The organism is Actinospica sp. (genome assembly GCF_035552695.1).
Lineage (GTDB): Bacteria > Actinomycetota > Actinomycetes > Streptomycetales > Catenulisporaceae > Actinospica.
Map to the genome: position 1 here is coordinate 21,804 of NZ_DASZKT010000024.1, position 11,782 is coordinate 33,585.

General features: G+C 69.5%; 8 protein-coding genes. 7 read left to right on the plus strand and 1 reads right to left on the minus strand.

The window, feature by feature from the left end; translation table 11 throughout:
- Positions 1 to 100: 100 nt before the first annotated feature.
- Positions 101 to 1,126, minus strand: coding sequence for a LacI family DNA-binding transcriptional regulator (locus VG296_RS04035; RefSeq protein WP_325563178.1), 1,026 nt, complete (start codon positions 1,124 to 1,126; stop codon positions 101 to 103).
- Between the two features lie 152 nt (positions 1,127 to 1,278).
- Between VG296_RS04035 and VG296_RS04040 the strand changes: the two genes are divergently transcribed.
- The 7 genes from VG296_RS04040 to VG296_RS04070 all read left to right on the plus strand — a co-directional run bounded on the left by VG296_RS04040 (position 1,279) and on the right by VG296_RS04070 (position 11,755).
- On the plus strand, positions 1,279 to 2,556 hold the full coding sequence (locus tag VG296_RS04040; protein WP_325563180.1) for an ABC transporter substrate-binding protein: 1,278 nt from the start codon (positions 1,279 to 1,281) through the stop codon (positions 2,554 to 2,556).
- Positions 2,557 to 2,637: 81 nt separating this feature from the next.
- Positions 2,638 to 3,528: a sugar ABC transporter permease gene (locus tag VG296_RS04045; protein ID WP_325563183.1), complete on the plus strand. Its 891-nt coding sequence runs from the start codon at positions 2,638 to 2,640 to the stop codon at positions 3,526 to 3,528.
- Positions 3,525 to 4,415 (plus strand): carbohydrate ABC transporter permease, encoded by an 891-nt coding sequence (locus VG296_RS04050; protein WP_325563185.1) that lies wholly within the window; start codon positions 3,525 to 3,527, stop codon positions 4,413 to 4,415. The genes VG296_RS04045 and VG296_RS04050 overlap by 4 nt, the downstream gene beginning before the upstream one ends.
- The gene (locus tag VG296_RS04055; RefSeq protein WP_325563187.1) at positions 4,412 to 6,835 is read left to right on the plus strand and encodes a glycoside hydrolase; all 2,424 of its coding nucleotides are present in this window, start codon (positions 4,412 to 4,414) and stop codon (positions 6,833 to 6,835) included. Before VG296_RS04050 ends, VG296_RS04055 begins: the two co-directional genes overlap by 4 nt.
- 51 nt (positions 6,836 to 6,886) lie before the next feature.
- Positions 6,887 to 8,605 carry a hypothetical protein gene (locus tag VG296_RS04060; protein ID WP_325563189.1) on the plus strand — a complete coding sequence of 573 codons (1,719 nt, stop codon included), beginning with the start codon at positions 6,887 to 6,889 and terminating at the stop codon, positions 8,603 to 8,605.
- A complete protein-coding gene (locus VG296_RS04065) occupies positions 8,602 to 9,534 on the plus strand; it encodes an ROK family protein (protein ID WP_325563191.1) in 933 nt (310 codons plus the stop codon). The genes VG296_RS04060 and VG296_RS04065 overlap by 4 nt, the downstream gene beginning before the upstream one ends.
- Position 9,535: 1 nt before the next feature.
- The gene (locus VG296_RS04070) at positions 9,536 to 11,755 is read left to right on the plus strand and encodes a glycosyl hydrolase family 95 catalytic domain-containing protein (RefSeq protein WP_325563193.1); all 2,220 of its coding nucleotides are present in this window, start codon (positions 9,536 to 9,538) and stop codon (positions 11,753 to 11,755) included.
- Positions 11,756 to 11,782 lie beyond the last annotated feature (27 nt).

Genomic DNA, 11,782 nt, shown 5'->3' on the forward strand with positions numbered 1-11,782 from the left:
GTTATCGCGAAGACTGCGGGCTGCCCCCGGCGCTGTCAAGGGCCCGGAACGGTTCCGTAACCCTGGCCGGCCACGCCCGAGCGGTCCGGAGCGGCCGGGCTCAGCCGCGCACCTCGCCGGAGCCGCGGACCTTGAGCTCCAGCGGCACGACCACGCTCTGCACCGGCCGGGAGGGGTCGGCGACCCGCTTGCGCAGCAGTTCGACGGCGGTCCGGCCGATCGTGGCCGTGTCCTGGGCGACGACGGTGAGCGCGGGCTGGAGCAGGTCGGCGAGCGGCACCTCGTCGAAGCCGACGATCGCCAGCCGGCCGGCCGCCTCGCGCCCGAGCAGCCGCAGCACCGAGATCGTGGTGTCCATGTTGCCGGTGACCAGCGCGGTCGCCTTCGCGCCGTGCAGCGCGGCGTCCAGCGCGGCGGCCACCCGCTCGGGGGTGAGCTCGCCGGGGTGCACCAGGCCCTCGACCGGCTGGCCGTGCGAGCGCAGCGCCGCCCGGAAGGCCCCGGCGCGCTCCCGGCCGGAGAACACCCGCTCGCTGTCGCCGATGTAGGCGATCCGCCGGTGGCCGTGTTCGTGCAGGTGGTGGAACGCCATGCCGATGCCCGAGGCGTTGTCGGACATGACGCAGTCCGCGGAGATCCCGCTCATCGGCCGGTCCATGGCGACGAAGGGCATGCCGGCCTCGAGCTCGGGCTGCAGGTAGCCGTGGCTCTCGCCGATCGGCTCGACGATGATCCCGTCGAGCCGCTGCCGGCACATGGAGGTCAGGATCTCCCGCTCCCTGCCCTCGTCGAAGTCGGTCGACGCGGCCAGCAGGGTGAGCCCGGCGGCGCCCGCGGTCCGCTCGATGGCGGCCAACGCCGGGTTGGCCTCGGCGATCCGGCGCACCGCCGCGCCGATCGCGCCGGTCACGCCGGTGCGCAGCTGGCGGGCCCGCTCGTCCGGGCGGAAGTTCAGCGCCGCGATCGCGGCCTGCACCTTGGCCACGTTCGCGGGCCCGACCGTCGGGTCGTCGTTGACCACGCGCGAGACCGTGCGCAGGGCGACTCCGGCCTCGCGCGCGACATCGACCATGGTCGGCCGCTTGGGCCGCCCGGCGGCTCCGCTTGCGACCCGTGCTGGGCTCATCCGGCTACTCCTCGTGCTGACCGCGGGTCGGTCGAAGGGGGCCCCTTGACACGTTCCCGCAACCTGACTTTACTTCCGCGATAACGTTATCTCGTCGATGGCTAGGCGTCGAGTCTCCCCATCGTCGTCACATCATCCCCCAGGAGACCTCCATGCGGCACAACCGTCTTCTCACGGCCTGCCTGGCCGCGGGGCTCGCCCTGACCGCCGCCGGGTGCTCGGCGGCGTCACCCGGCGCGGCGAGCGGAAGCGTCACGCTGACGTACCTCACCTTCGAGACTCCGGATCTGACCGCCTCGTTCTGGAAGAACTCGATCGACAACGCCGAGGCGAAGGTTCCCGGCCTGACGATCAAGGACATCGTCTCGCCCAACACCGACCGCGACGCCTACGCCAAGCAACTGCAGGCCTCCGGCCAGTTCCCCGACCTGCTGCAGTCCATCACGCCCTCGACCTTCGCCCAGGCCGGCCTGCTCAAGCCGTACCCGCAGGACTGGGTGAACGCCAACTTCCTCGACCCGATGGGCAACGCGAACAAGGGCAAGGTCTACATCCCGCCGACCAACTCGCAGATCATCCCGATGGTCTTCTACAACAAGCAGCTGTTCGCCCGGGCCGGGATCTCCGGCACGCCGAAGACCTGGGCCGAGTTCACGGCCGACTGCGCCAAGCTCAAGGCCGCCGGCATCACGCCGATCGAGCTCGGCGGCGGCGACTCGTTCGCGGCCGCGATGCCGCTGACCGGGGTCCTCTCGGTGGACGTGCTGGGTAAGGACCCGAACTGGCTGCGGGAGCGCTACGCGGGCAAGGTGCACTTCACCGATTCGAACGTCGAGGCCGCGGTCGCGAAGTACCGCACCATGGTCGCGAACGGATACTTCGAGCCCGGGGCGCTCAGCGTCAGCTACGCCGACTCGATCAAGGACTTCACATCCGGCAAGGCCGCGATGTACATGATGGGCAGCTGGTTCCTCGGCTCGATCCCGAAGGCCGGCGCAGCCGACTACGGCTCCTTCCTGACACCCGCCGATGACGGTTCGGTCGTCGTACCGTACGCGGTCGGCGGATCGATGGCGATCAGCGCGAGCACCCCCTCCCCGGACAAGGCGACCGCGTTCGCGGAGTCCTGGTCGCTGAACCCGGCGAACCTCAAAACCCTGATCGAGGGCGACGGCGCGTTCCCGCTCATCAAGGGCAAGACGCTGCAGGACTACGGCGTGGACGTCAGCCAGGTCTATCAGGACTCGTACACCTACGTGCTGCAGAACAACACGAAGGTGTCCGCGATCGGCTGGGTCACCAACGACGACGCGATGCCCTCGGGCCTCAACGACGACTTCTACGCGGCGGCCCAGGCGCTGTTCAACTCGAACGACGTCGCCGGCCAGATGGCGAAGCTCGACAGCGAGTGGACCACCGCGACCCAGTGACCGCCGGCCCGGCGCCGGGCGCGCGCCCGTGACCGCGAGCCCGGCGCCGAGCCGCCTCCCCTCTCCCGCAAGGAACACGCCATGATCACCCGACTCCGCCAACGCCGCGGCGACCCCGCGCTGACCGCGCTCGCCCTGCTCACACTGGGCCTCTACATCCTGTTCATCATCGTCCCGGTGATCATGAGCGGCTGGAAGAGCTTCACCGACGAGAACCCGCTGCTCGCGCAGACCCGCTTCATCGGCCTGGCCAACTACCGGGAGATGACCCACGACAGCACCCTGGCGGCCAGTCTCGGCTTCACGCTCGGGCTGGCCGCCGTGGTGACGCTGCTCGCCAACGCGGCCGGCATCGGGTTCGCGATCCTGCTGAACCAGACCTCGCTGAGCTTCCGCGTGATGCGCATGCTGGCGTTCCTGCCGCAGGTGATCTCCGGCGTCATCGTCGGCTTCGTCTGGCGCTACATCCTGGCCGAGGACGGCATCCTCAACCATCTGCTGACCGCGCTGGGGATCATCGCGCAGCCGATCTCCTGGCTGGGCACCCCTGATCTGGCCATGTTCTCGGTCGGCCTGGTCGCCACCTGGGTGCTCACCGGGTTCACGACCGTCGTGCACCTCGCGGCGCTGCAGTCGATCCCGGTCGAGATGTATCAGGCGGCGAAGGTGGACGGAGCGAGCCGCTGGCAGCAGTTCCGCTGGATCACGCTGCGCATGCTGGCCCCCGGCACCACGATCAGCGTCACCATCTCGCTGATCACGATGCTGAAGCTCTACGACATCATCGCCGCGCTCACCTCCGGCGGCCCCGCCTTCGCCACGCAGTCCACGGCGCTCTACATCATCAATCTCGCGTTCACCGACGACCGCTTCGGATACGCCTCGGCCGTCGCCATGCTGCTGCTCGCCGTGTCCGCAGTCGTCGCCCTGTCGGTGACCGGACTCCTCCGCCGCCGGGAGGTGGACCTGTGACCGTCCTGACCGCGCCGCGCCGAACCGCACCGCCGGCGGCGCCGACCCCGAACGGCCGTCGCAGGCCCCGGATGTCCCGCGCCCGACTCGTCGCGGCCGGGTTGCTGACCCTCGCCTTCGTCAGCCCGATCTACCTGACGATCGTCAACGCCTTCAAGTCCCAGGACCAGATCATCCGCAACCCGGAGGCGCCGCCCGCGCCGCCGACCCTGCAGAACCTCTCCGACGCGCTGTCCCGGCCGGACCGGATCGTGCAGATCGGCCTGGCCAACTCCGCGGTCACCGTCGCCCTCTCGCTGCTGCTGATCATCCCGCTCGGCGCGGCCTTCAGCTTCTGGCTCTCCCGCCGCTCGGCGCCGCTGCGCCGGATCGTGCTGGCCGGGTTCGGCGCCGGCCTGATGATCCCGCCCGCGGTGATCCTGCTGCCGACCATCAGGATCCTGAGCTTCCTCGGCCTGGACCACACGTATCCAGGGCTGATCCTGGCGAACGTCGGCGGCGGCTATCTGTCCTTCGCGGTCTTCGTCTACTCCGGGTTCCTGCGCGCCGTCCCGCGCGAGATCGTCGAGGCCGCCGCGATGGACGGAGCCGGCGCGCTGCGGATCTGGTGGAAGATCGTCATGCCCCTGATGCGGCCGGCCACCGCGACCGTGGCGATCTTCCTGTCGCTGTGGATCTGGAACGACTTCATGAACCCGCAGTTCATCCTCGGCCCGCTGCGCGGCCAGACCATCACGACGGGCCTGTACCTGTCCCTCGGCCAGTACTCCACCAACTACGCGCAGCTGTTCGGCGTGATGTTCCTCGCGGCGGTCGTCCCCGTCGCCGGCTACCTCGTCCTGCAGAAGCAGTTCATCGCCGGTCTGACCCAGGGAGCGACCAAGTGACGGGGACCCCCGCTGGCGGGATCGACGAGATCCTGGTCCTGCACCACAGCCATCTCGACGTCGGCTACACACATTCCCAGCCCGTGCTGTGGCGGCTGCAGGGCGAGTACCTGTCGCAGGCTCTTGACTGGCTCGAGCGCACGGCCGACCTGCCGGAGGACAGCCGGCCGAAATGGACCTGCGAGGCGACCGAGCCGGTGCGCCGCTGGCTGGCGGACGCGTCCGACGACGAGATCGTCCGCTTCAAAGACCTCTGCGACCAGGGCAGGATCGGTCTTTCCGCGCTGCGCTGGCATGTCAGCTCGCTGATCGACCGGCCGGGAATCCGGCGGCTGCTGGCGGGCAAGCGCGAGCTCGAGGACGCGGTCGGCCGGCCGATCCCGGTCGCCTGCCAGCACGACGTCAACGGAATCCCGTGGCCGATCGCCGACGAACTGCTGGACGCCGGCGTCGACCTGTTCGTCATGGCGATCAATCCGCACCTCGGCCGTCCGGTGCGGCCGCGGCCCGGCCTGTTCGCCTGGCAGGCGCCGTCCGGACGACGGCTGCGGGTGTTCAACGGCAGCCACTACACGATGTTCGACCAGCTGCTCAACGCCTGGGACGACTCGGTGGAGCGGATGGCCGTCGGCTGGGACGCACTGCACGAGCGGCTGCGCCGCACCGGCTACCGGCTGCCGTTCGTCTACCTCACCTCGACCTGCTCGCCGATCATGTGGGACAACGCGCCGCCGAATCCCTTTCTGCCCGACCTGATCCGGCTCTGGAACGAACAGCGGCGCGGCCCGCGCATCCGCTACGCGACCCTCGACGATCTCAGGGAACGAATCGAGCGCATACCCGAGGACGAGATTCCCGTGCTGCGCGGCGACTGGACCGACTTCTGGAGTTTCGGCGCCGGCAGCACGCCGGTGGCCACCGCGGTGAACCGGCGGACCAAGCCGCTGCTGACCGCCGCCGAGGCGCTCGGGGCCGATCCGTCGCTCGTCGCCGAGGCGGCCGACCGCGTCGACCTGTTCGACGAGCACACCTTCAGCGGCTGGGACAGCGAGCCGGGCAACCCGCAGACGCGCGCCATCGAGTCGATGAAGCAGGCCGGCGCGTACGAGGGCCACGAACTCGCCGCGTTCGCCGTGATGGACGGCCTCGAGCGGCTGGCCGGAAACCCGGTCGCCGACAAAGGCATCGCCGGAGTGCTGGTCTGCAATCCGACCCCGTATCCGCGTACGGCAGCCCTCGAACTGCCGACCGCCTGGTTCGCCGAACAGACCGCGGCCACCGAGCGGACCTATCGGGCCAGCCGGATGTCGTACGAGAACCGGCCATGGCGGGCGCCGACGCACGACGAGCCGCGCCGCGCCGTCGGACCGATCGAACTCGCCCCCGGCGCCTGGCGCGTCATCGGCATCGATGATCTGCCCGCGCCGGTGTACCCGAACCAGCCGACGCACGAGGTCGTCCGGCATCGCAGTTCGGCGCGCGAGCTCAACTTCGCATCGGCGGTCAACCGCGTGGAGGCCACGGGACGGATCGAGTCGCCGTTCCACGTCCTGACCTACGATCCGGACTCCGGCCGCATCCTCTCCCTGACCGACCGTGCGACGAATCGCGAAATCCTGCGGCCACGGCCGGGGATGGACCTGATGTCCTTCCTCCGGGAGCGGCCCGACGCGCTCGTCGACGGCTCCCGCCGCGCCTTCTACCGGCGCAACCTGGACCGGGAGATGCTGGACGAGTCGTGCTGGGAGCCGTGGACACCGATCCGCGAGCCCGCCGAACGCGTCGTCAGCTGCACGGTCGAGGAGCGGCCCGGGTGCGTGATCCTGGAACGCCGGTTCGTCGCACCGGGCACCAGGAGCCTGATTCAGCGGCTGCGCTTCGACGCGATCGATCCCGTCATCGACATCGACATCGAGGTCGATCTCATCGGCGACTCCTCGCCGAACGCCCTGTACTTCGCGCTGCCCCTGGCCATGGACGCCGGATGGCGAGCCGCCTTCGACACCGCCGGCCGACTCGTCGCCCTCGACGACGAGCAGTTGCCGGGCGCCTCGCGCGGCTGGGTGACGGTCGAGTCGGCGGCCACGATGTGGGACGAGCGGGGCGCGGTCGCGCTGCTCACGCCGGACGCGCCGCTCGTCCAATTCGGCGACTTCCACTTCGGGCCGCCGCCCGAGGCGATCGACCGGGATCCGGATCCGCTGCTGCTGAGCTGGGCAGCGAACAACTACTGGGACACGAACTTTCCGCAGATCCAGCACGGGCCGGTCAGGCTGCGCTACGGGCTGCTGACCTTCGCCGCGCCGGACCCGGCTGCCGCCGCCACGACCCTCGCCGAACAGGCCGCGAAGTTCCGCAGCCCGGTGCTCACCTGGCCGGTGACCACCGCGGGCCGGCCGCCGTCCTCGGGCGCGCTTTGATCACCGTGCTCTGAACATGGAAAGACCCGCGCAAGAAAGGCCGTCACCACTATGTCGCCATCCGTCCGCGGATACGAAGCAGACCCGTGTCATGCCATCGGGGGAGTAGTCCGCAGCGGCTATCCCGATGCCGTCGCCGACCTCACTCCGGGACTCGTCCTGGCCGTGGACGGTCCGGCGGCCGTCGACTGGGACACCGTCGCCGCCGAGATCTGCGCCGCGCTGGCAGGCCGTGAACTCGCGGCCAAGCTGATCGACATGCGCGAGCAATTCGCCGCGTGGCCCGCGATCCTCGAGTTGACCGCGTCGGCGGTGTTGGAGGACGACCCGGACTTCGCGCCGCTCTCGCAGGCGGCCATGGCCGACTTCTTCAAGCAGGCAGGCCCGATCGAGGCCGCGTCCGACGCCGTGACCCTCATCTACGGCCCCGGTGCGGCGCTGGCCAGCCACCATGACCTCCTCTGGTACGCCGACCTGCCCAAGCGCTACGCCGAGGCCGAGATCACCGCGGGAACCGGCCGCAATCTAGGGCAGCCCGCTGGCACCGGTCCCGGCACGACACGCCGGCTGTTCTACATCGACTGGCCCGTATTGGACCGGCATCGCGACACCATCCTCGGCGATGTCGACCTTTGGCTCGATACTCAGAACCCGCACACACCCGCCTGGCTCACCGGACCGGCGCTGCGCGAGGCGCTGTCCGATCTCGCCGCTCGACCGTTCCGCACGCGGCCGACGTTCAACACGACATCGTGGGGCGGGCACTGGGCGCAGGAGCAGCTCGGCTTCAACCGCACGGCGCCCAACACGGCTCTGGGCTACGAGCTCATCGCGCCGGAGAGCGGCATCCTCGTCGGCGATCCCGCCGATCCGGAGTCGCCGCGCGTCGAGGTCCCGCTCCAAGTGCTCGTCGCCCTGCATCCGGGCGAGGTCTTGGGCAAGGAAGTGCACGCGACGTTCGGCACCTCGTTCCCGATCAGATTCGACTATCTCGACACGGTCGGCGGCGGGAACCTGTCCGTGCACTGCCATCCGCAGCCGGACTACATGCGGCGGGTCTTCGGCTGGCCGTACACCCAGCATGAGACCTATTACATGATGGTCGGAGGGCCCGGCAGCCGCGTCTACCTGGGCCTGCGCGAGGGCGCGGACCTCGAAGCGTTCCGGCGCGAGGCCGATCGAGCCGTCCAAGCCGGGCTTCCGTTCGAGGTCGAGCGCTACGTCCAGACGTTTCCCGCCGAGCAGCACCAGCTCTTCCTCATCCCGGCCGGCACTCCGCACGGCAGCGGCGAGGGCAACGTCGTGCTCGAAATCAGTGCCACGCCATACCTCTACAGCCTGCGCTTCTACGACTGGCTGCGAAAGGACGGCCAGGGCAGGCAGCGGCCCGTGCACGTCGGACACGCGTTCGAGAACCTCGATGCGGATCGGGCAGGCTCGGCCGTCGCGCGCGATCTCGTCCAGAACCCTCGAACCCTGCGTCACGGCGACGGCTGGCGCGAGGATCTGATCGGTCGGCTGCCGGAGATGTTCTTCGAAGTCCGGCGCCTCGAACTCGCGGCGCACGCCACCCTGGACGACGCCACCGATCAGCGGTTCCACGTCCTCAACGTCGTCGAGGGCGAAGGCCTCCTGCTGGAGACGGACGGCGGGCACCGTGACGAACTCGCCTACGCCGAGACCCTGACCGTGCCCGCCTCGCTCGGCGCGTACCGCGTGACGGCCCTGGGCGCGGGCCCGGTGCGCTACGTCAAGGCCTTTGTTCGATGATCTCGACGACGGTGATTCCGGCGATGGACATCGGCGGTACGCACGTGACCGCCGCCTACGTCGACCTCGGGACCCGCGCCGTCCTGCCCGGCCACTCGTTCCGCGAACCGCTCGACAGCCGAGCAGGTGCCGAGGAGATCGTCGCGGCGCTCGTCGCCTGCGCATCGCGGCTGGATGCGCGGGACGCAGGGGGCTGGGCCATAGCGCTCCCCGGCCCGTTCGACTACGAACAAGGTGTCGGCCGGTACGCGAACGTGGGCAAGTTCGACGCGCTCAACGGCTACGACCTCCGCGCGGCGTTGTCGCGACAGCTACCCGGCGCCGACGCCGACCGCATGAGCTTCCACAACGACGCCCACGCCTTCCTGCTCGGCGAGTGGTGGGCCGGGTCGGCGCGCGGCCATCGGACAGCGGTCGGACTCACGCTCGGCACCGGCGTCGGCTCGTGCTTTCTGCGGGACGGCCAGGTTCAGCTCAGCGGCCCCGGTGTCCCGCCGGAAGGCCGCGTCGACCTGCTGCGCCACGAAGGCAAGCCGCTGGAGGAGACGATCTCGCGACACGCCATCCGGCGAGCCTATGCCCGAGCCGTCGCCACGCCGACGGCCCCCGACGTCCGAGAGATCGCGCAGCGCGCCGGCCGCGGCGATCTCGCGGCGGTCGGAGTCTTCACGCAGACGTTCCTGACCCTGGGACACCTGCTCGGCCCCTGCCTCGCCGAGTTCGAGGCGTCGGTCCTCGTCGTCGGCGGATCGATCGCGGCGTCCTGGGATCTGATCGCCGAACCCTTACGCGGCGGACTCGCCGACGCCGCACCCCGCATCGTGCTCGCGCCCGCAATCCACCCGAATACCGCGCCGCTCCTCGGCGCGGCGTATCTCGCACAACCAGCACAGTCGGCACGGCCGGCACAAGTTGAAAGGTTGCAATGATTTGAGATTCCAACTCCGCTCCCGGCGCCGCGTCGGCGTTCTGCTCGCCGCGACCCTCGTCACTGCCGGCCTGGCGACCGCGCAGGCCGCCACGCCCGCGGCAGCCCAGGCCAACCTCGGCGGCGACCCCGCCCCGGCTCAGGCCCTGAGCACCGTCGCGCAGTTCCAGGGCGTCTGGAACTCCCCACCCACCAGCTTGAACAGCGGCGAGACCGTCGACGCCCCGCTGCTGGGCAACGGCGACGTCGGCGTCGCGGTCGGCGGCTCGATCGACGACCAGACCTTCTATCTCGGCAAGAACGACTTCTTCTCCACTGCCACCAACGCCATCGAACCGCTCGGCCGGATCGTGCTGGCCGTCCCCGGACTGGCCGGGTCGAGCTATCACGTCGTGCAGGACATCTCCAAGGCCCAGGTCGAGGGCAGCTACACGCTCGGCGGTGAGACGCTCTCGTCCACGAGTTGGGTCTCCGCGACCGAGAACCTGCTCGTCACGACGCTGCGGCTGACCGGCTCGAGCCCGCAGGCCGCGTCCGTCACCCTGCAGGACGGGCTCGGCGGTACCCCGACCGTCAGTAGCAGCAGCGGCGGCGTCCTCGACGCCGATGTGCAGGCCGGCACGACCGCCGCGCCCGGCAACCCCCAGGCGCGCATCGCGGCGACCGTGCGCGGCGATTCCTCGAACCCGTCGGGCAATCAGATCAGCCTGACGCTCAAGCCCGGCGTGACCTACACCGTGGCCGCGGCGATCGAGAGCAGCCACGACACCTCCGACTACCAGTCCGTCGCCCAGTCCATGGCGTCTTCGCTGACCCCCGCCTCGCTGGCCGCGCTTTACGCGGCGCACGAGGCCTGGTGGCACGCCTACTGGTCCCGGTCGTTCGTCCAGATCGCCGACCAGGCCGTGGAGAAGAGCTGGTACGGCTCGCTCTACCTGCTCGGCTCCGTCTCGCGCGCCGGGAAGTACGCACCGGGTCTGTGGGGCAACTGGATCACCGGAGCCATGAACTGGAACGGCGACTACCACACCAACTACAACTACGAGGCGGCGTTCTACGCGGCGCTGTCGACCAACCACATCGCCCAGATGGGCTCCTATGACGCGCCCGTCCTCGCCTGGATGCCGAACGGCGAGGCGCTTGCCGCGGCCAACGGCTTCAAGGGCGTGCTATACCCGGTGGGCATCTCGCCCAACGGAACCAGCGCCGTCGACAGCCTCTACAACCAGAAGTCCGACGCCGTGAACCTGGCGAGCGACATGGTCATGGAGTACGAGTACTCACACAGCGCCTCCTACGCCCGCGAGGTGCTTCCCTACCTCGAGCAGGTCGGATCGTTCTGGCAGAACTACGTGACCTGGGACGCGTCCACCGGCACCTATGAGATCCAGAACGACGCGCCGCAGGAGGGCGACGCGTACCCGCAGACCAACAGCGTCCTCTCGCTCGGCCTGGTGCACCTGCTGTTCCAAGGGCTGATCGACATGAGCAAGGCGCTCGGCGTGAACTCCCCGCTCGTTCCGACCTGGCAGAACATTGACAGCAAGCTCGCCCCGCTGCCGACGATGACCAGGAACGGCCAGACCGTCTTCAGCGAGACCTCGCAGGGCGCCGGCTGGGTGAGCGACGGCAACGACATCGCCATCCAGGCCGTCTACCCGGGCATGCAGGTCGGGCTGGACAGCCCGGCCGACCTGCTGCAGACCGCGCGCGACACCATCACCCAGCTCGGCAACTGGAACAGCGACAACTCCCCGGCCACCTTGTACGCCGCCGCGGCGATGGTCGGGTACGACCCCAGCACCCTGATGGCCGAGCTGCACGACGAGGCCACCAACCAGTCGTACCCCAACATGGCGGTGCACCACTACGGCGGCGGGGTCGAGAACCTCAACGTCACCACCTCAGGGCTCGATGAGATGCTCCTGCAGTCCTTCCAGAACGACATCAAGGTCTTCCCCGACTGGCCGTCCGCTTCGAACGCCAAGTTCGGCGACCTGCTCGCCTACGGAGACTTCCTGGTCTCCAGCAGCATCCGAAACAACACCGTCCAGTACGTGCGGGTCACCAGCCAGGTCGGCGGGAACCTCACGTTCACGAATCCCTGGCCCGGACACGACGTCGAATACTCCGTCAACGGTGCGCACAAGGGAGCCATCTCAGGCGCCAAGATCACGCTGAACACGTCCGTCGGAGAGACGATCGAATTCGACGAGGCCTGACAGAGCGATCGCCAGTGGTGGGGCGGG